Origin of the sequence: Nocardia sp. NPDC060249, from assembly GCF_042728755.1 — a bacterium.
In the GTDB taxonomy this organism is placed as follows: Bacteria; Actinomycetota; Actinomycetes; order Mycobacteriales; family Mycobacteriaceae; genus Nocardia.
Window position 1 is genome coordinate 1,298,537 of sequence record NZ_JBHXAQ010000002.1, and the last position, 21,000, is coordinate 1,319,536.

The window sequence follows — 21,000 nt, forward strand, 5'->3', positions numbered from 1 at the left end:
GCGCTTGTCAGATGATCTTGGCGTCGATCAGCAGCTTCCAGATCTCACCCTGGTCGACGACCTCGACGCCGAGCTTCTCCGCCTTCGCCAGTTTGCTGTCACCGACTCCCGCGCCGGTGATGAGCATGTCGGTGTTCGCCGAGACCGAGGAGGCCGCCGTCGCTCCCGCCTGCTCGCACAGGCGCTGGAACGTCGGACGGGCCACCTTCTCGCCCGAGCGTGGGTCGCTGATCGCCCCGGTGATCACCACTGTTTTGCCTTCGAGGGGTGCGCCTGCCGCGATCACCGGCGGCAGGTCCTCCTCGCGCACGTCCAGGCAGACACCGAGCTCGCGCAGGCGGTCCAGTTCCGGACGTAACCGCGTCAGATGCGCGACCAGGGAGGCGGCGACCTTCGGCCCGATGTCTTCCACCGCCACGAGTCGTTCCTCGCCCGCGTCGGCGACCTCTTCGAGGGAGCCGAAGCCCGACCGGGCCAGTCGGGCGGCGGTGCCGTCGGAGGCCATCGGGATGGCGAGGCCGATCAGGGCGCGGCGCAGGCCGACCTGGCGGCTGGCGTCGATCGAATCGATCATGCGCGCGGCGGAGACCTCGCCGATGCGGTCGAATTCGAGCAGTCGCTCCTTGGTCAGCGTGTAGAAGTCCGACGGGCTTTCGAGAATGCCTGCCTCGGCGAGGCGTTCGATCCACACGCCCCCGATGGCGTCGATGTCGGCCGCCGCGCGCGAGGCCCAGTGGATCAGCCTGCGCACGGTCTGGGCGGGACAGGCGACGTTGGTACAGAACAGTTCTCGGCTGTTGCCCTGCTCGGTGACCGGCTGAGCGCACGAGGGGCATTCGGTGGGCGAGATGATCTCGAGCTCCGCACCCGTGCGCTTGGCGGCGTCGAGCACACCGGCCACGAACGGGATGACATCACCGGCACGGCGCACCAGCACCGTGTCACCGACCTTGATGTCACGGGCACGGATCACCTCTTGGTTCGCCAGCGTCGCCTTCGTGACCGTGGTGCCGCCGACGAACACCGGCTCGAGCCAGGCGACGGGGACGATCTTGCCGGTCTTGCCGACATCCCAGATCACCTCGCGCAGCAGCGTGGTCTTCTCCTCGGCGGCGAACTTGAACGCCAGCGCACCGCGCGGGGAGTTCGACCGGGTTCCGGCCGCCGCGTAGGCATCACGGTCGGCCAGCCGCAGTACCGCGCCGTCGATGTCGTAGTCCAGGTCGTTGCGACCCTGCTCGATCTCGGTGATGGCCGCTTGCGCCTGCGCGGCGTCGGCGCACAGCCGCATCTGCGCACCCGCGACCCCGATCGCCCGCAGCCCCTCCCCCAGGTCGTGCGCGGCATCGTCGGCGGCGGTATCCAGGTCGAAGCCGAAGAATCGCAAGCGCCGTTCCGACACGGTCGCCGGATCTTTCGCGCGCAGAGTGCCCGCCGCGGCGTTGCGCGGGTTGATCAGCGGCTTGTCCGGGTGTGCGGTGTTGTAGGCGAGGAAGGTCGAACGCAGCATCACGGCCTCACCGCGCACCTCGACACGGCCCGGCAGGTCGATCCGCTCGGGGATCCCGTCGACGAGGGCGCGGACCAGTGGGGTGACGTCGTCACCGGTGGTGCCGTCACCGCGGGTGACGGCACGCGCCAGCCGCCCGTTCTCGAAGACCAGAGCCAGTGACAAGCCGTCGAGCTTGGGCATCACGACCACCGGCTGGCCGGGGAAACGGCCGAAGAACGCCTCGACCTGTTCCGGCTTGGTCGCCTTCTCCAGCGACAGCATCGGCCGCGAGTGCCGTACCGGGGCGTGCAGCACCGCGGGCGCACCGACCTGTTCGAGCGGATTCGGGTCCGGCGCGAGGTCGGGATGCGCCTCGATCAGTGCGCGCAACTCGTCTTCGATCGCGTCGAATTCCGCGTCGGCGACCAGCGGCGCCCCCTGGTAGTAGGCGTCGCGCAGCGCCACCATCCGGTCGGCGAGTTCTCGGATACGTTCCCCTGTTTCCACGGACAAGACGCTACCGATACCCACCGACATCTACGGACCGACATCCGCACGTTGTCGGGATCGGGCGGTGACGCTCGACCCGAGTGCTACTTCGCCTGGTTGCCGGTGAACGCCACCGAGACGCCGAGCCCGATCATGGAGAAGCCCCCGACGGTCCCGAGCGTCGTCTCCCGTCGCGGAGACCGGCTGAACCAGTCGCGCAGCTGTGCGGCCAGGACCGCCCAGAGGCTGTCCGACACCAAGGCGATCACGACCGCGATCAGCCCGAGCAGCAGGATCTGAAGCTGGACCTGCCCGGCGCCTCGATCCACGAACTGCGGTACGACGGCGGCGGCCAGGATGAACGACTTCGGGTTCGACGCGCCGACGACGAAGCCCTGGCGCACCGAGGTCCGCCAGGGCAACGCGCAGCGTTGCGGGTCCAGGTCTCCCGCTCCGAACGCCGCGCGGTGCCGGATCGCGTTGACCCCGAGGTAGACCAGATACGCCGCGCCGGCGAGTTTCACGATCCAGAACACCGTGGCCGACTCGGCGACGATCGCGCCGAGTCCCACCGAGACCAGCGCCAGCACCGTGAGCAGACCCAGGGTGTTACCGGCCACGCTGGCCAAGGCGACGGACCGGCCGTGGGCGAGGGCCCTGCCGATGGCGAAGACCACGCTGGGGCCGGGAATCACGATGATGATCAGGGATGCCACGCCGAATGTGACCAGCTGTTCGAGACTGAGCATGGGACCACGCTAGACCCAGAGTGTGGGAAAAACCGGCCTGGCGGCGTTCCTATTTGGCATCGCCGTAGCACTGCACTACGGCGGTGGTGAACGGGAATCGCACCGGCGTCTGCCCGAAGGCGATCCGGCCCGCGGTGTCGGCGGCGGTGGCGATCGCCGCGGCCACCACAGCGGCTTCCTCGGTCGGGCAGTGCACGATCACTTCGTCGTGCTGGAAGAACACGAGTTCCGCCCGGAGCTCGCGGATCGCGTGCCGGATGCCGGCCAGGACCAGCAGGGCCCAGTCGGCGGCGCTGCCCTGCACCACGAAGTTCCGGGTGAAGCGGCCGCGGGCGCGGGCGGCGGAGTCGGCGCCGTATTCGGTGCGGGCGCCCCGTGGCTCGTCCGTGTCGTCGAGCGCGACCGACAACGGCGTGCACGTGCGCCCCAACCAGGTGCGGACCAGGCGGCCTTCCTCGCCGGCGCGCGCCGCGTCGTCGACGTAGGCCACGGCGGCCGGATAGCGCCGGCGCAGACCCGCGAGGTGGGTCAGGGCGTCGCCGGAGGTCTGGCCGTAGATGGCGCCGAGCAGCGCGATCTTGGCCTGATCGCGATCGCCGCCGAATCCGCGCGCGGCCAGATCCGCGTAGAGGTCCTCGCCACGACCGGCCACTTCCATCAGCCCTGGATCACGCGAGATCGCCGCGAGGATCCTCGGCTCCATCTGGTCGGCGTCGGCGACCACCAGCGACCATCCTGGGTCGGCCCGGATCGCCTGCCGGATGATCTTCGGAATCTGTAGTGCGCCGCCACCATTGGTGGTCCAGCGCCCGGACACGGTGCCGCCCGGTAGGTATTCGGGGCGGAAGCGGCCGCCGTGCACCCACTGTTCGAGCCAGGACCAACCGTGCGCCGTGTAGAGGCGATACAGCGATTTGTAGGCCAGCAGCGGGGCGACCGCCGGGTGGTCGATCTGCTGGAGCTCCCATTTCCTGGTGGAGGACAGCAGGATTCCGGCGCGGCCGAACGCCCTGATGATGTCGGCGGGCAGATCGGGCCGGACTCGTACCCCTGTCCCGAACGCCCGCGACACCTCCTCGGCCAGTTCCGCCATCCGCCGCGGTTCCGATCCCCCCGGAAAACGCTCTCCCAGCATCGAATCCAGCAGTTCGCGGTGGACGTCGGCGCGCCACGGAATGCCGAGCTGTCCCATCTCGACGGCGACGAGCATGCCCGCCGATTCGGCGGCGAGCAGCAGTCGCATGCGCTCGGGATGCTCGGCCACCGCGGTGCGCGCGACCTGTCCCGCGTACACCGCCAGCAAGGCGGTGAACTCGTCGACGCCCGGCGGCAGCGGCACCGGGCCCGACTCGAACAGCGACGGCTGCGTTTCGGCGGCCCGCACCGGCGCATCCGGCGGGACGGCCAGGTTGTGCAGCCGCGCCCAGCCCGCCGCCAGCGAGCGTGCCTGCCCCGACTGTCCTTCCTCGTGGCCGATCAGCAGCGACTCGGCCGCCTGTACGTCGTAGCAGCGTTCGACCCACACGCCCGCTGCCAGCAGCGCACGGTAGATCTCGGCCGTGGACCGCCAGACCCACCGCTGCACCTGCGGGCGGGTGCGCACCGCCTCGACGAGCGAGGGCTCGTCGAGCACCGGTCCCGCCGGGTGACCGTCCTGATCGAGCGGACACAACCGAGCGCCGCCGTCGCCCGTCTCCGCTATCGCCCATCTCACCCGCCAGAGTCTGACAGCGGGGTCCGACAACCAGCGGCACCCGCACGCCAACGACCAGCATGAACATACGAAACGCCGACCGCGGCCTGTTCCCGGCGCTCCCGCGACGGCATCGTCAAGGTGAGGGCCGCCAGCACCAGCGCCACGGCGGCGATGGCGCCCATCATCATGATGCTGCCGCCCAGGCTGTGCGAGCTGAAGAACACCGTGGTCAGCACCGCGAGTCCGACAGCATTGCCGACCTGTTCGATGGTCGGCAGCACACCGGAGGATTCGGCCATCCGATCGGCGTCCAACCCGGACAGCATCATCGGCTGCAACTGCACGCCGAACAGGCCGACACCGAATCCGGCCGCGAACACCGGACCGGCGCAGAGCAGCGCGTTCGCCACACCGTCGACCAGGTACAGATACACCCCGCCCGCGCCGACGCATCCGCCGAACAGCGCGATCCCGGCGGCCAGCGCCCAGATATCCCAGCGCGGAACCAGCATCAGCGAACCGAGGGCGCCTGCGCCCGCACCGAGGGCGAACAGGGTCATCACCATGCCGGTGCGCAGCGGCGAGTAGCCGAGTACGTCCTGCATGGTGATCGAGGCGGCGAACACGAACGCGGTGAACAGCCCGAAGAACGCGCCGACCAGTACCGAGCCGATCCGGAAGCCGTGGTTGCCGAACAGGTCCAGGCGCACGAGCGGGTCGGCACCGCGCGCGGTCCGGGCGCGCTGCTGGGCGAGGAACACCGCGGTGAGCACGAGCCCGGCACCGGTCACGGCGAGCAGGTCGAGCCGCCACCCGTGCTCCTGGATCTGAGCCATGCCCGCGATCAGGGCGAACAAGCCGAGCCCGGACAGCGCGGCTCCGACCAGATCGAGGGGGTGACGACCGACCGGGCTGCTCCGGTCCAGGAATTTCCAGGCCAGCGCGAACGCGACCAGCCCGATCGGGAGGTTGATCAGAAAGACCGACCGCCACCCCCAACCGCCGAGATCGAGGGTGAGCAGCACACCACCCACGATGGGCCCGAGCATCCCGGCGAACCCGGCCACTCCCCCATAGAGCGCGAACACCAGGGGATGGCGTTCGCGCGGAAAACCGGCCGTGAGGATGGCGATCGTCTGGGCGGCCATCCCCGCCCCCGCCGCGCCCTGGACCACCCGCGCGAGCACGAGTTCGGTGGGGCCACCGGCCGATCCACACCACACCGAAGCCGCGGTGAAGGCGACCACCGACACCAGGAACATCGTGCGCCGACCGACCATCGCACCGATCCGCGCGGCGGTGAGCAGGGTGCAGGCGAACGCCAGCGCGTACCCGGAGATCACCAGCAGCTGTGCCGATCTGGATGCACCGAGGTCGGCGGTCAGACTCGGCAGCGCGGTGTTCACGATCGTCACGTCGATCATCTGCATGAACACCGCGATCAGACAGGCGCCGAACGCCAGCCACGCGCCGAGCTCGGGCACCTGCGCCTTCGCGACCCCGGTGGCGTCGCTCATGACACCAATTCCATCGTGGCGCGCGGGGCCGACATCGACAGCTGGGTCGGGAAACTCAGCTGCACCATCCGGTGCGGCGCCGCCACCTCGAACAGCGCGATGAACGGCGGCACGACCGAGCCGACCATCTTGTCCAGCATCCCGTTCACCTGATCGAAGCCGGGGCGCAACCGCACCTGCCAACACGGAAAGACCCCGGCCGGTCCCGCGAAGACGACCTGTTTCTCCACCCGGACGAGCAGTGGCCAGTGCACGGAAGCCGCGAGCCACACGTCGACCGTTTCGACCAGCCCGTCGGCGAAGTCCAATCCGCGCAACATCGTCAGCCCGCCGGCGATCGGCATCACATTCGGCGGGAACGGACCGGGCAGGCCACCGAATTGCAGGTGCACGGTGTCGACGAAATCGACTTCCTCGCGCGACACCACCGTCGATCCCGAGCGGGTCCGCGCGCGGTAGCTTTCCGCGTGCAGTCGCCCGTCGATGCGCCCGATGCGCTGCTCGACGGTCATGACCAGTTCGCGGTCGCGTCCACTCTTGTCTTCCGGGCTCGCCTCGAGTGTCGTGTGGTAGCCGCCCCGGTCGTGCACGACGACATGCGAGATCTCGAAGCCGCCGGGTTCGCCGGCGATGCCGACGCGATATCTCGACTTCTCGCCGTCGGGAATGCCGGGGTCGCGAAAGATGGTCGGGACGAATTCTGCTCGGATCATGGGTGCTCCGCGGCGCTGTCGATGATGGCTCCGAAAACGGACTTCATGGTGGCCAGGTAGCGGCGCACCGATTCCTGGGCGATCGCGGTATCGGGGAAGATGACGCTCAACGAGGTCCGGCCCGGTAGCCGGTTGATCCAGATGAGGGCTTCCTCGGAGGCAGCGCGGTTGGCGAAGACCCCGGCGTTCATGCTGTCGAACAGCTCGTTGCCCAGAAAGTCCCTGGCGTCGATGAACGAGATCATCGGGGTGACCCACCCCGGCTCGGCCTTGATCTCGGAATCGGCGGGCAGCAGCTCGAGAACACGGTGAAAAGAGGTGGGCGCCAGCAGGAGTCCGCTGTCGTAGGCCCGTTGCGCGAGGGTGAGCGCGCGCGCGACCGTGGTGCGTTCGCCGAGCGGGAACGCGACCGGAACGAGCGTCACGTACCAGCCCACCGAATTGTTCTCGGCTGCCGAGGTTCTGGTACTCACCGGGGTCATCCCGAAGTAGTAGTCCGAACCGACCAGCTCGCGTTCGGCCAGCGCGGCCGCGGCGAACACACCGCCGGCGAATTCGGCGCCGTTGGCGCGGCAGACCGCTTCGAATCGATCGGCCTGGTCGTCGTCGAACAGCACGATGCTGCGGTGGGCGCTGCGATGATAGCCGTCGGTCTTCTTGCCGAGGTCGAGGGGGAAGACCGGCAGCCGGTTGTCGTTGCCGCCCAACAGCGCGAGCCATTTCCGCACCCCCGCCGAGGACAGGCTCTGCTGATCGCTGAACAACCGCTCGTTGCGGCAGTAGTCGAGATAGCTCGCCGCGGGAGCGAGCGGTTCGGCCTGGTCCCACAGCTGCGCGGCGTAGAGCTGGGCGAAGTCGGCCGCGGACAGGTACTGCCCGAGCCCGTCGGTGTGCAGGTGGTCGACGGCCAGGTACACGGTGGTGGAATCGCCGTGCTCGATGGCACCGAAGGTGAAGCAATCCCACTGGAACGGGCCCGGTGTCGTCTTCTCCACGTGCCGGCAGATCGACTCGGGGTCGTCGATGTGGCCGTAGTCGACCGGCACGAACTCGACATCGGCTTCGGGCACCAGATGACGCCGCACCGTGCCACCGGCTTCGACCGAGAACCACGTGCGAAAGGTGTCGTGGCGCAGCAGGAACGCGTGGATCGCCCGGGTGATCGCGTCGCGGTCGAGGTCACCGGTGGGGATCTCGGCGGTGACCAGGCACAGGCCCGAGAACCGGAAGTCCGCGCCGGCGTGCCGGTCGGCCAGGCGCAGATACTGCTCCTGCTGGAGCGAGGGCGGCGCCGGATGGACCGGCGCCCCGGCCGCGCGCGCGACCGAGTCGGCCGAGGCGAACCAGGTCACGAGCCGACCGGGCGCCGGGCGCCATTCGTCGATCAAGCCGAAGTCGACCATCAGTGCGATCCCGCCATCGAGACCTCCGCCGGCCGGTCGACGGTCCACTGGTCGGGCACCTCGACGACCTGCGGGGCGGGTTCACCGGGCGCCACCTCCGGAAGTGACGGTGTGACACCGGGTTCGGAGGCGAGGATCAGCTCCGCGACTTTCGGACCCGCCTGTTCCAAACTGAACGAGCGGCCCATCTGCATCGACATCAGGTCGATGCCGAGCGTCTTGGTGACCCGCGCACCCAGTTCGACTGCCATCAGCGAGTCGAGCCCCAGCTCCGGCACGGGCACCGTCATGTCGATCGACTCGACCGGCACCCCCATGACCACGGCGAGTTCGCCGGCCATCTTGCGGGCGATGGCGGGTCCGCGCTTGGCTTCGTCCATCGCGGCGAGTTCGGCTCGGAGTTTGGCCAATTCGGAGGTGTCCTTGGCGGAGGACTGGGCCAGGGCGGCGGTGCGGCCGGTGCGCACCAGCTGCGGGAAGGTTCCGGTCAGTTTCGCCCAGTCGGTGGGAATGATCGCCGCGTTCGTCACGCCAAGGCGCAGGGTCTGTTCCAGGTAGGCGGTGGCGTCGGCCATGTCGATCGGACCGAAACCGACCAGGTCCAGATACTTTTCGGCGGTCTCGTCCGAGGCCATGCCGCCCGAGGCGCCGGACAGGTGGCCCCAGCCGACGCACAGTGCGCGCTCGCCCGCGGCGGCCCAGCGCCGTGCCAGTGTTTCGACGGCGACGTTGGCGGCGCAGTAGTTGTATTGACCGTAGATCCCGTACATCGAGCCGCCCGAGGAGCACAGCACGAACATGTCGAGGGTGATGCCCGCGTCGGCAACCGCCTGGTGGATCACTTGCGCGCCATGGACTTTGGGGCGATAGACCCGGTCGAGCTCGTCGCGCGCCATACTGGCGAGCCGATTGTCGGCCACCGCGCCCGCGGCATGGAACACCGCGCGCAACGGGTGTTGTTCGCTGTGCGCGCGGGCGACGATCGCGGCGACGGCGGCGGCATCGGTGACGTCGGCGTGTTCTTCGATCACCTCGATGCCCACCGCGCGCCACACCTCGAGCTGACGGCGAGCCGTCTCGGTGGCGGCTCCGCTGCGCCCGACCAGCACCAGCCTGCGCGCACCGCGCAGCGCCAGCCAGCGACCGATCGCCATGCCGAATCCGCCGAACCCACCGGTGATGAGATAGCTTCCGGCGCCGTCGATGTCGAGCGGCGGCAGTGAGGGGCGCACGGGCGGGCGCGGGTCGTCCATCCGCAGGGCGACCCGGCCGACACGCGAGGACCGCAGTGTCTCCTCGAACGCCTGGCTCACTTCGTGCGTCTCGAACATCTGGTACGGCAACGGGGTGTAGACGCCGTCGGTGACCTTCTCGAACACCCGCTCCAGCAGTCGCGACAGTCGTTGCGGGCGCACTGCGACCAGGCGGTCCAGATCCATCGAGTAGTAGGCGAGGTTCTTGTCGAAGTTGGCCAGTTCCAGCAGACCACCGGTGTAGATGTCGGCCTTGCCGACCTCGACGATGCGACCGAATTCGGCGGCGGCGTTGAAGTTCTGGCGCAGGATCTCACCGGGTGCGCTGCTGACGATCACGTCGGCACCGGCGCCGCCGGTCAGCGCGAGGACATCATCGACGAAGTTGAGCGAACGCGAATTCACCGCGAAGTCCGCACCCATGGCCAGGACGTGCTCGCGCCGCTCGGGCGAGCTCGCCGTGCCGATGATGCGGGCACCGATCGACTTGGCCACCTGGATGGCCGCGGTGCCGACACCGCCTGCCGCGCCGTGGATCAGCACGGTCTCGCCCGGTTCCAGGCGGGCCAGGTCGTGCAGGGCGTATTCGGCCGTGCCGAAGGCGATGGTGCTGGTGCAGTAGCCGGGATCGGTGTCGGCGGGCACGATCACGGCCAGCGCCCGATCGACGACGGCGAATCTGCGCATCATGCCCTTGGACGCCACCGCGACCTTGTCGCCGACCGCGACATCGGTGACCTCGGCACCGACCCGAACCACGGTGCCGATGCCTTCCATCCCGGGCACGGTGCCGAAATACGTCGGCGCGAGTTCACGTTCGCCGAGCAGACCGATGACCTTGAGCGGATCCTTGTAGTTCAAGCCGATCACCGCCATCGCGACCTCGATCTGGCCCGCGGCGGGCTCCGGGCGTGGGCACTCGCGCCACGCCACCTGCGAGAGCACCCGGGTCCGTGGCATGTCCAGCTCGAAGTTCGCCGCCGGATCGGTCAGCGGGTGCGAGGTCTCCAGCTCTTCGATGCGCGCGGGCAGCGGCTTGGTCACCCTCGGCGCCCAGCGCTTGCCGTCGCGCAAGAGCACCTCGTCGCTGTTGTCGAGAGTGAAGGCGCCGGGCACACCGAGTTCGGCGACGAGTGCGGCGACGGTGGTGGCGGGCTCGGTGTCGACGGTCCGCCAGCGCAGCGGGGTCTGTTCGTTGAGCAGCACGCGGCGACCACCGGCGAGCGCGGCCTGGCGCGGGTCCGGTGCGATATCGCTGCCGGGAGCCGTGAACGCGGATTCGGTCACCAGGGTGGCGTGGACGGTGCCGTCGCCGAAGCTGATCTGCGGCGGGGCGCCTTCCACGGTCGGGGTGACGTACTCCGATACCGCGACCGCGACGCGCTTGAGCGTCCACAGGTCGGCGACGTCGTCGGTGCCTTCACCGACCACAACACAGACGTGCGTGCGCTGGGTTTCGTCGGCTTTCGCCGCCTCCAGATTCGCGACGAGGTCCGATTCCAGTTCGTCGCTGTCCGGGTCGACGAGCAGCACCCGTGAACCCGGGATCGCGGCGGCCAGTTCCGCGGTGCGCGGGGTGTCACCGAGCGCGACGATCACGGTGGACACCGACCCGGCTTCGGCCTGCGTCGCGGGGTCGATCGGGTCGCGCTCTTCGAGCACCTCGGTGTAGTAGAAGTCGGCCATCCGGTGCAGCGGGCTGTCACCGGGCTTGAGCGCCCCGATCTGCAGGCCGGTCAACCGCGCGACCAGGTTTCGGTCGCCGTCGAGCAGGTCGACATCGGCGCGCAGGCGGGCGCCGGGGTCTCGGCGGGCGATGACGGTGATCTGCGCGGGAAGTTCGGCGAGCAGCCGCACCGCGTTCACCCCGACGGGCACCATGACGCCTTCGTTGATCCGTTCGTCGGTGAAAAGCATGGCCGCGCACTGCATCGCGGCGTCGACGACGGCCGGGTGCGCCAGATGCCGTGAACCTTCGGCGATGCTGCCGTCGACGGTGGCCAGCACCACGTCGCGCCCTACCCGCACGGAGGTCACCCGTTGGAAGGTCGGGCCGTAGTGCAGCCCGGCCGAAGCGAGGCCCGCGTAGAACATCGCCGGGTCGACATCGACGCCGATCTCGATGGTGGGCAACGCGACTGCGGTCTGTTCGTGGCCGCCGGTCAGCGTGCGCCCGGTCGAGTGCACCGTCCACGCCGTCCCGGTCGCGCTGCGCGATCTGATCAGGAAGCGGCCGCTGGCCTCCTCGACGCTCATCGCGACCAACGGCACGTCGGGGGCGCCCATGATCAGCGGCGCGACGAACCGAACACCTTCCAGCGCAACCTGTTTGCTGCCGATCCGCGCGGCGGTGGCGCTCAGCGCCGCGTCCAGGTAGGCCGCTCCGGGCATGATCTTGACGCCGTTGACGACATGGTCGGCCAGCCACGGCAGCAGTTCGGTGCCCACCTGCAGCAGCCACTCGGGGCGCCCCTCCACATCGGGATCGCCGAGCATCGCGTGGCCGCCGGGTGTGCCGAGGCGGGCCTGCTCGAACAGCGGCAGTGCCGCGTGCAGGCGGGTGCGCTGCCAGGGATAGCGCGGCAGCGCCACATGCGCGGTGACGCCACGCTCGGCGGGGAACAGCAGGTCACGGTCGAGTACCCCGGCGGCATGCAGACCGATGAGGGTGCGCCGGATGCTGTGCGAATCGGACTGCTCGCGGTCGAGGGTGGGCACCGTGGTGCCGTTCACGTCCGCGTCGACCAGGGCTTCGCGGATATTGCCCGACAGCACCGGGTGGGGGCCGACCTCGAGGAAGACCCGGTTGCCCGCGGCGATCAGACTCCCGATCGCGGCGAAGAACCGCACCGGCTGACGCACGTTCGACCACCAGTACTCGGCGTTCCAGTCGCCTTCGGTGACGAGCTCGCCGGTCACCGAGGAGTACAGCGCCACCGTGGGCGCCTGCGGCGCCAGACCGGCCAGTGCCGTGCGCAGTTCGTCGTGGATCGGATCCATCAGGCGGCTGTGATACGGCACCTCCACCCGCAGCCGACGCGCGAATATGCCGTCCTCGGTGAGCCTTTCGGCGATCTCGTCGAGGCGATCGACGTCGCCGGACAAGGTCAGGGAGGTGGGGCTGTTGATCGCGGCGATGTCGACGCGCGGATCGCCGGCGACGAACGCGCCGGCCTGTTCCCCGGTCAGGCCGACGGCGAGCATTCCGCCGGTTCCGGCGGTCGTGGCCTGCAACCGCGCCCGGTGGTAGGCCACGCGCACCGCCTCGCGCAGTGTCAGCATGCCGCTCACATACGCCGCCGACACCTCGCCCACACTGTGTCCGACGACGGCCGCGGGGACGATGCCGTAGTCGGCGAGCTCGCGCACCAGCCCTACTTGGACGAGGAAGTTCGCGGGCTGGGCGACCTCGGTGCTGGTCACCCGGGACTCGGCCTCCGGCCTGCTCAGTTCCTCGATGATCGACCAGCCCGCGATCGCGCGGAATTCCGCGTCGATCTCCTCGGCCGTTCGGGCGAACACGCCGTCGGCCGCGAGCAGATCGCGGGCCATCTTCCAGTGCTGCGGTCCCATACCCGAGAACACGAACACCGGCTCGGCGGCGCTGGAGGACACCGTGCGACCGGCGTCGCGGCCGGTGCCCGAGGCGTACTCGCGCAGTTCACGGACCAGGTCGCCGGTGTGACCGTCGAGGAGCACTCCGGTGCGGAACGGGTGGTGCGCCATCCGCGTCCACGCCGCTTCGGCCAGCTGATCCGGGTCGGCCCCCGCGCTGATCAGGTCGGCGAACCGGCCGGCCAACGCGCGCGCGGCACCCGTACTGCGGGCCGAGATGGGCAGAATGCCGAGGTGGCGGGCCGGTGCGGTGGGCGATGCGGGTGCGCGGAACTCCTGCAGGATCGCGTGGGCGTTGGTGCCGCCGTAGCCGAAACCGTTGACCGCCACCGCCATCGGCGCGGCGTCGACGGGCAGCAGTTCCGCCTCGGTCTGTATGTGCAGGCCCAGCTCGGCGAACGGGATGTCGGGGTTCGGATCGTTCAGCCAGCCCTGCGGCGGCACGGTGCGATGGCGCAGCGCCAGTGCGGCTTTGATCACGCTGGCCACGCCCGCGGCGGCCTCGGTGTGACCGATCGTCGCCTTCACCGAGCCGACGCCGATGGTGCCGGAACGCCCGGACGGCGCACCGAAAACTCTACCGAGAGCGCGCAATTCGACAGGATCGCCGACCAGTGTGCCGGTGCCGTGCGCCTCCAGGTAGGTGATCTCGCCGGGCGCCAGACCCGAGCGTTCACACACGGTGCGGGCCAGTGCCTCCTGCGAGTCGGCGTTCGGCACCGTGATCGCGGTGGTTCGCCCGTCCTGATTCGACCCGGTCGCCTTGATCACCGCGTAGACGCGATCGCCGTCCCGCACAGCGTCTTCGAGCTTCTTCAGCGCCACCATTCCCGCGCCTTCACCACGCCCGTAGCCGTCGGCGGACGCGTCGAAGGACTTGCAGCGACCATCGGTGGCCAGGAAGCCGCCCTTGCACATGAGCACGAAGGTTTCCGGCTGCAGCATCACATTGACCCCGCCGGCCAGCGCGACCTCGCAGTCGTCGTTCTCCAGCGCCTGGCAGGCCAGGTGGAGTGCGACCAGCGACGACGAGCACGCGGTGTCGACGGTGATCGCCGGACCGACCAGGTTCAGTGCGTAGGCGATGCGATTGGACAGCATCGTGTAGGAGGCGCTGGCCGGAGTGTGCATGTCGGTGTGGAACAGCGCCGGGCCGACCACGCCGATCACCGACTGATCGACGACGAAGCCGCCCACATAGACCCCGATCTGCGCACCGGCCGCACGCCCCGCGATCCCGGCGTCGTCGAGGGCCTCCCAGGTCACCTCGAGCATCAGTCGCTGCTGCGGGTCGAGCACCGTGGCCTCGCGCGGCGAGATCCCGAAGAAGTCGGGATCGAACTCCCAGGGATCGTTGGTCATGAAGGCGCCGTGTTTGGTGTAGCTGCGCCCGGGCGTCCGTGGTTCGGGGTCGTAGTAGCGGCGCCAATCCCAGCGATCGGCAGGCATCTCCACGACGCCGTCGCGCTTGTCGACGATAAAGTCCCAGAAAGATTCCGGGGAATCGATTCCGCCCGCGAACCGACATCCGATTCCGACAATGGCAATATCCGACACGCAATTTCCTCCGGCTCGACCGGCCTGTGGCATGTGACCGTTGGTGTCAACGTAGAAGCCCGCCACCGCGGCGATCGGGGCGATTACCGACCTCTGGAATTTCGGACGGGTAATCGCGCGGTCTCCTGTGATCAGCCCCAGGGCGCGAAGTCATGGCTCACAACAGAATTTCGGGAATTGTTGTGACCGGCCGCAACATTGCACGGTAGCGACCGAAAAGACCATCGACTCCTGACAAGTTCGACCACATCGCGAGCAGTTGGGAGGCGAATGTGTTCGCCGAGTTGACACAGTGGGCAGACACCGTCGTGCGGCGGCGATATTCGGTGATCTTGATAATGGTGACCGGATTGCTGGCACTGGGAACGTACGGACTCGGACTCGGCGCGGATCTGAGTTCCACGGGGTTCGACGACCCGTCCTCGGAATCGGTGCGCGCGGCGCACGTGCGCGACAACGCGTTCGGCCGCGATCACAGCAGCGACGTGATCCTGCTGGTTCGGGCGCCCGACGGCGCCACCATCGACGATCCGGCCTTCGCCGCGACGGTCGTGGCGGGCCTGAACAGTCTGGCGCAGCGGTTCCCGCACGAGATCGACCGCGTCAACGGCGCGTATTGGCCGACCGACACCGGCGTAGCGCTTCCCGATGTCTTCGGTTCGCCCGACCGTGACTACGCGTTCGCCTCGGTCGCGGTCAGCGGCCTCGACCCCACCGAACAGGGCCGCAACTACCGCAAGATCGCCGGGGAGTTCGTGATCCCCGGGGTCGAGGTCGAGCTCGCCGGCGGGCAACCGGTCGCACTCGCGTTGAACGACACCATGGTCGAGGATCAGCGCCGCGTCGAATTGTTCGCCGTCCCCGCGGTCGCGATCCTGCTGTTCTTCCTGTTCGGTGGCGTCGTCGCCGCGGCGCTGCCGCTGATCATCGGCGGACTCACCATGCTCGGCGCGTGGGGACTGCTGCGCTGCCTCACCGCCGTCACCGAGGTGAACTCCTTTGTCTCCCCGGTCGTTTCGATGATCGGGCTCGGCCTGGCGATCGACTACGGACTGTTCGTGCTCAGTCGCTTCCGCGAGGAACTCGCCGACGGACGCACCGTCGACGACGCGGTCCGGCGCTCGGTGACCACGGCGGGACGCACCGTGGTGTTCTCGGCCTTGATCGTGGTGGTCGCGGCAGCCGGGATCCTGGTGTTCCCGCAGGGCTTCCTGCGGTCGTTCGCCTACGGCGCGATCATCACCATCTCCCTGGCCGCACTGACCTCGATCACCCTGCTTCCCGCGATGCTGGCCGTGCTCGGCAGGCGCGTCGACCGGCTCGGCGTCGACTGGTTCCGCACACCGGTCGCCAGCGATCGCATAGCCGGCAACGGCTGGGGCCGCTTCGCCGCAGGGGTCATGAAACGTCCACTGGTGGTGGCTGTTCCGATCTGTCTGGGACTCCTGTTGCTCATCGTCCCGATCCAGAATCTGGCCTTCGGCTCCATCAACGAGCGCTTTCTCCCGCCGGCACATCCGACGCGCCTGGCCCAGCAGCACTTCGACGAGCTGTTCCCGCTGCGCCGGATCGACCCGATCGACCTGGTCATCGTCACCTTCGACCCCGCGACCGCCGATACCGTCCGCGCCGACGCCAACCACGCCCCCGGGCTGGCCGCGCCGTTCGCCGAACCGATGCAGTCACCGTTCCAGCCCCAGATCCTCACTACCCAGACCGTGCTCGCCGGATCCGGCGACGCCGAGGCGACCATCGACTATCTGCGGTCGATGCCGTTGCCGTCCGGCACGACGCTGATGGTCGGTGGGCAACCCGCGGTGGAGAAGGACAGCATCGACGCGCTGGTCGAGCGGATGCCGCTGATGATCGCGTTCGTGTTCCTGGCCAGCACGCTCCTGCTGGCGCTGACCTTCGGTTCGCTGGTGCTGCCGCTCAAAGCGGCCGTGCTGAATCTGCTCGGGCTCGGCGCCACCCTGGGTGTGCTCACCTGGGTCTTCGTCGAGGGGCACGGCGCGGGGGTGTTCGGCTTCACCCCGCAACCGATCATGGCGCTGGTCCTGGTCGTGATCGTGTCGGTGGTGTACGGGCTGTCGACCGACTACGAGGTGTTCCTGCTGTCGCGCATCGTCGAAGCCAGGGCCGCGGGTGCCTCCACCACCGAAGCCGTGCAGGCGGGTATCGCCCGGACGGGCCGCATCATCACCGCCGCGGCATTGATCCTGCTGGTGGTGACCGGCGCGTTCGCGCTGTCGGATCTGCTGATGATGCAGTACATCGCCTTCGGCATGGTGACCGCGCTGTTCATCGACGCCACCATCCTGCGGATGCTGCTGGTCCCCGCGTCCATGCGGCTGCTCGGGGACGTCTGCTGGTGGGCGCCGGCGTGGCTCGAACGCCTGCGGCCCGCGCCGGAACACCGAACCCTCGCCCACCCGGCACCTTCCGGAGCTGCTCCGACGCCAGCCCGCGGCGACCGGGACTGAACCTGCGGAGTACCACCATGAACGTCCGGAGCGGCACCGTCGAGGTGCCCGCCGCCCCCACCCGCACGCTGCCCGCCTTCGCGTGGCGCGAGGTGTCGATCGTCGCCGCCGTGGCCGCGACCCTGTTCCTCGCCAGGATCGACCGCTATCGGATCGGCGGTGACGAACTGTATTTCCTCGCGGCCGGACGACATCCGTCGGTGAGCTATGCCGACCAGGGCCCGTTGGTTCCGCTGCTGGCGGCTCTGTCGGATCACCTCGCACCGGGATCCACCGTCGCGCTGCGCTTGCCCGCGCTGCTGTTCACGGTGCTGGCCATCGTGCTCAGCGCGGTGCTGGCCAAGGAGTTCGGTGGCGGGCGCCTCCCCCAGACCGTCGCCGCGCTCGCCTACGCGACCACCCCGATGGCGGTGATGCAATCGGCGATGCTGAGCACCTTCGCCCTCGACATCACCTTGACGGCGGTGCTCGCGTGGCTGCTGATCCGCTGGGTGCGCACCCGCGAGGACTACCTGTTGGTGGCGGCGGGGTTCGTCGCCGCCGTCGACTTCCAGGTCAAGTGGCTGATCCCGATCATCTGGGCGGTGCTCGCGCTCGGCGTGGCCGTGTTCGGGCCGCGGGCGATGCTGCGTCGGCCCGCTTGGTGGCTCGGCTCGGGTCTGCTCGCGGGGTCGGCGGCCCCGATTCTGTGGTGGCAGCACAGCAATGGCTGGCCGCAACTGGCGATGGGCGCGATCGTGCGCGATGAGCAACTCGCCACCGCCGGGGTACTCGCGGCGCCGTGGACGATGATTCAGGTCACCGGGGCGGCCGGTCTGCTGTTGCTCGCCGGGATGTGGGCCGGGCTGCGGGCGCCGCGGTTTCGTCCGTACTACTTCCTGATCCCGATGATCGCGATCGGGCTGAGCGCGGTCGTGCTCGCGGGTCTGCGCCCCTACTTCGTGGCCGGTGCCTTTCCCGGCCTGTTCGCCGCGGGCGCGGTGTATCTGGCAGACCGCGGTTTCACGCGACGCGCCAAGATCATCGGTGGTGGCTTCGGTGCGCTCGCGACCGCGATCTGCGTCGCGATCGTGGTGGTGCTGCCCCTACCGGAGTCGTCGTTGCGGCAATCGACGAACGACTATGCGCAGATCCACTCGCGCAGTGTGCTTTTCGGACCGAGCGGTTGGGACGACCTGGTCACCGCGGTCGCCCAGACCTACGGCCGGATACCGCCGAAGCAGCGCGAGGGCCTGGTGATCGTGACCCAGAACTATTGGCAGGCAGCGACACTCGACGAATTCGGGCCCGCCGCCGGTCTGCCCACGGTGTTCAGCCCGAACCGCGGCTACGGCTACTTCGGCACCCCACCCGACACCGCGACCACGGTGCTCTACGTCGGGGTCGACGGTCCCGACACCGCGCTGCGCACCCGCTTCACGCAGACGACGCTGCTGACCCGCGTCGACGAACCCCTCGGCTTTCCCGGCGTGAACCGCGGTGTCGCGGTGTGGCTGTGCGAGGGACCGAGCGAACCGTGGTCGGCCCTGTGGCCCGACGCCAAGGAACTACGCCTGGTCGACGGGACGAGTCGGCATGGGCGCTAGCGACGCAGGAGTGAACGGAGACAAGACAGTGCGCAATTCGATGGTGCGACGGCTGGCGCTCACGGTGGCGGTCGCCGCCGCCGGCTTGCCCGTCGTCGCGACGGCGCAGGCGGGCCCGGATCTGGTCGCGGCCCGTGCCATGGCGGCGGCTCTGCCCGCGCCGAACGGGTCCTACGCCGTCGCGGCCGCGGCGAACGGGCCGGGCAGGGTGATCGATGTGACGGTGCACTCCGCGGCGATGAATCGACCGGTCACCGTCGCGGTCATTCCCGCCGCCGATCCCGAGGCTCCCGCCGGCTCGCTGTATCTGATCAACGGCGTGGACGGGGGCACCGACACCCCCGACTGGCGTGCGGGCAGCAACTGGTTCACCAAAACCGATGCCCTCGACTTCTTCACCGCGAAGCAGGCCAACATCGTGATGCCGATCGGCGGCGCGGGCACTTTCTACACCGACTGGCAGGCCGACGATCCCGGCACCGGCCGCAATCGCTGGCTGACCTTCCTCACCACCGAACTGCCGCCGATCATCGATTCGGCCTTCCACGGCACCGGCCGCGACGCCGTCGCCGGATTGTCGATGGCCAGCTCGGCGGTCTTCCGGATGGCACAGCAAGCACCGCTTCGGTTTCGGATGGTCGGCTCGTTCAGCGGCTGCATCCAGACCAGCAACCCGGCCGGACAGGCGATGGTGGCCTCGATCGTCACCGCGCGCCGCGGCAACCCGCTCAACATGTGGGGACCACCCACCGATCCGGCCTGGACGGCCAATGACGCGGCTCTCAACGCCGAGAAGCTGCGCGGGGTTCAGGTGTACGTGAGTACGGGCAACGGCCTGCCCGGCCCGCTGGATACATTGAACGGCCCTGGTATCCAGCGCAATCCGGTGAAACTGCTCGATCAGCTGCTCATCGGCGGCGTGCTCGACGGAATCACCGTGGTGTGCACCGCTTTGCTGCGCGATCGCCTTGCCGCACTGGATATCCCGGCGACCTTCGATTTCCGTCCGGCGGGCACGCATTCGTGGGGCTACTGGGAGCAGGACCTGCACACCTATTGGGAACGCGCTGCCGCGCTGCTCGTCCCCTAGACACACGAAATCGGGTGCATCGCGGCCAAGCCGTGCCGCGATGCACCCGAATCGTGTCCTCGTCTACAGGGAACCGCCACCCCCGATCAGCCACGGGTTGAACGTGCAGGTCAACTGCGGGTTCTGCACCGGATCGAGCGCGCGCAACGCGATCGACAGAGCACGCGGCGAGTACATCATCGTCAAGTGATCGGAGATGTCCTGCTCGCAGCCTTCTTGCAGCACAACGTTGTTGACCGTCGAGCCGGGGCCCTGGTCGAGGAACGTCAGCTCGTACGGGTTCGTCACCTCGTCGTAGCGCGTGCCGACCACGGTGTAGTCGACACCGGGAACGGTGTCACCGTTGGCGTTGAGCGTCTTGACGAAATCCGAGCCGACGGTCTGCTGGATACCGGCGTGCCCGACGAAGATCTCGATCGGACCCAGCACATCGATACCCAGGTTGTTGACCATGCGCCCCAGGGCGCCGATGCCGTCGAGGCTGGTGCCGTGGTGGGTGGCGCCGAAGGTGATCAGCTTGTTGACCTTGGCCGCGCCACCCTCGAACTTGGTGTACCAGTTCGCCATCGACCCACCCTGGGAGTGCGCGATGATGTCGACCTCGTCGGAGCCGGTCGCGGCCAGCACCCGATCGACGAACGCCGCGGTCTGCTTCGCCGAATCCTGAATGTAGCCGGTGCCCATCACGCCGGGCAGGAACGAACCGAGCCCGCCGCCTTCGACGATATTGGACCGGCCGTAGTTGAACGTGAACGTGCAGTAGCCGGCGTCCTTGATCGGCTGACCCATGTAGGCGTAACCGTTGTAGGCGTTCATCCAGGTGCCGTGCAGCAGCACGACAGGGCGAGGATGCTGCGCGGTCGGCTTGCAGTTCCAGTCGTTGGTGCCCGGGGCACCCGCGTCGGGGTTGAGCAGGCCGTACCCGAACGCGGGCAGGAACGCCGTCGACGCGGGGCCGATAGCGCCCGGGTCGGAGGAATAGCCGCCCGAGGAACCCGAGCTGGAGCCGGAACCACCGAGGCAGTCGCCGGAGCCGTTACCCGAGCCCGCACCGCTGCCGGAGGTACAGGCCGAACCCGTGCCGCCGAGCCCGCCATCGGTCCCCCAGGCCACATCGCGGCCCTGGTAGATGATTTCGGCCAGCTGCTGTTCGGTGGGTTCGGACACCGGGTCAGCCGCCGCCCCCGCCCCGGAGAGGGCGACAGCAACAACGCTGACGCCCATCAGTATTGCCGCACGCACCGAGCGTGTGCGGCCACGAGTAATGGTCATGCAAGGTCTGCCTTTCCGAATGCGAAAAAGGAATCGGCTCGTAAGCCGCCCCGAACGTAGGCCGGAACAACCCGCACGAAAACAG

Annotated in this window: 11 protein-coding genes; 3 read left to right on the top strand and 8 right to left on the bottom strand. The window is 68.8% G+C overall.

Translation table 11 applies throughout. The features are described from left to right. Positions 1–7 precede the first annotated feature (7 nt). From ligA to ACFWFP_RS13425, 7 genes are all read right to left on the bottom strand, one after another. Positions 8–1,999 (bottom strand): NAD-dependent DNA ligase LigA, encoded by a 1,992-nt coding sequence (gene ligA, locus ACFWFP_RS13395; protein ID WP_379295007.1) that lies wholly within the window; start codon positions 1,997–1,999, stop codon positions 8–10. Positions 2,000–2,085: 86 nt separating this feature from the next. Further along, a complete protein-coding gene (locus ACFWFP_RS13400; RefSeq protein WP_379295008.1) occupies positions 2,086–2,730 on the bottom strand; it encodes a LysE family translocator in 645 nt (214 codons plus the stop codon). Between the two features lie 49 nt (positions 2,731–2,779). Beyond that, positions 2,780–4,444 (bottom strand): bifunctional 3'-5' exonuclease/DNA polymerase, encoded by a 1,665-nt coding sequence (locus ACFWFP_RS13405; protein ID WP_379295009.1) that lies wholly within the window; start codon positions 4,442–4,444, stop codon positions 2,780–2,782. Then, positions 4,441–5,943 carry an MFS transporter gene (locus ACFWFP_RS13410; protein ID WP_379295010.1) on the bottom strand — a complete coding sequence of 501 codons (1,503 nt, stop codon included), beginning with the start codon at positions 5,941–5,943 and terminating at the stop codon, positions 4,441–4,443. The genes ACFWFP_RS13405 and ACFWFP_RS13410 overlap by 4 nt, the downstream gene beginning before the upstream one ends. Then, positions 5,940–6,656 (bottom strand): hypothetical protein, encoded by a 717-nt coding sequence (locus ACFWFP_RS13415; RefSeq protein ID WP_379295011.1) that lies wholly within the window; start codon positions 6,654–6,656, stop codon positions 5,940–5,942. Before ACFWFP_RS13415 ends, ACFWFP_RS13410 begins: the two co-directional genes overlap by 4 nt. After that, entirely contained in the window at positions 6,653–8,059 is a 1,407-nt protein-coding gene (locus ACFWFP_RS13420) for a condensation domain-containing protein (RefSeq protein ID WP_379295012.1), read from the bottom strand. Before ACFWFP_RS13420 ends, ACFWFP_RS13415 begins: the two co-directional genes overlap by 4 nt. Further along, on the bottom strand, positions 8,059–14,484 hold the full coding sequence (locus ACFWFP_RS13425; RefSeq protein WP_379295013.1) for a type I polyketide synthase: 6,426 nt from the start codon (positions 14,482–14,484) through the stop codon (positions 8,059–8,061). The genes ACFWFP_RS13420 and ACFWFP_RS13425 overlap by 1 nt, the downstream gene beginning before the upstream one ends. A gap of 272 nt (positions 14,485–14,756) precedes the next feature. On the opposite strand from ACFWFP_RS13425, the gene ACFWFP_RS13430 reads away from it, so the two are divergent. From ACFWFP_RS13430 to ACFWFP_RS13440, 3 genes are read left to right on the top strand one after another with little or no spacing between them, the layout of a single operon-like run. Next, positions 14,757–16,967 (top strand): MMPL family transporter, encoded by a 2,211-nt coding sequence (locus tag ACFWFP_RS13430; protein ID WP_379295014.1) that lies wholly within the window; start codon positions 14,757–14,759, stop codon positions 16,965–16,967. Positions 16,968–16,984: 17 nt separating this feature from the next. Next, positions 16,985–18,553, top strand: coding sequence for an ArnT family glycosyltransferase (locus tag ACFWFP_RS13435; RefSeq protein ID WP_379295015.1), 1,569 nt, complete (start codon positions 16,985–16,987; stop codon positions 18,551–18,553). 10 nt (positions 18,554–18,563) lie between these two features. After that, complete coding sequence (locus ACFWFP_RS13440; protein WP_379295016.1) at positions 18,564–19,643, top strand: alpha/beta hydrolase; 1,080 nt, start codon at positions 18,564–18,566, stop codon at positions 19,641–19,643. A gap of 63 nt (positions 19,644–19,706) precedes the next feature. On the opposite strand, the gene ACFWFP_RS13445 is transcribed toward ACFWFP_RS13440, so the two are convergent. Then, on the bottom strand, positions 19,707–20,915 hold the full coding sequence (locus ACFWFP_RS13445) for an esterase/lipase family protein (RefSeq protein WP_379295017.1): 1,209 nt from the start codon (positions 20,913–20,915) through the stop codon (positions 19,707–19,709). Positions 20,916–21,000: the final 85 nt, after the last annotated feature.

What these genes read in the sequence shown, in the direction of transcription:
- ACFWFP_RS13400 (WP_379295008.1), bottom strand. Translation starts at nt 2,730, where the DNA reads ATGCTCAGTCTCGAACAGCTGGTCACATTCGGCGTGGCATCCCTGATC.
- ACFWFP_RS13410 (WP_379295010.1), bottom strand. Translation starts at nt 5,943, where the DNA reads ATGAGCGACGCCACCGGGGTCGCGAAGGCGCAGGTGCCCGAGCTCGGC.
- ACFWFP_RS13415 (WP_379295011.1), bottom strand. Translation starts at nt 6,656, where the DNA reads ATGATCCGAGCAGAATTCGTCCCGACCATCTTTCGCGACCCCGGCATT.
- ACFWFP_RS13420 (WP_379295012.1), bottom strand. Translation starts at nt 8,059, where the DNA reads ATGGTCGACTTCGGCTTGATCGACGAATGGCGCCCGGCGCCCGGTCGG.
- ACFWFP_RS13435 (WP_379295015.1), top strand. Translation starts at nt 16,985, where the DNA reads ATGAACGTCCGGAGCGGCACCGTCGAGGTGCCCGCCGCCCCCACCCGC.
- ACFWFP_RS13445 (WP_379295017.1), bottom strand. Translation starts at nt 20,915, where the DNA reads ATGACCATTACTCGTGGCCGCACACGCTCGGTGCGTGCGGCAATACTG.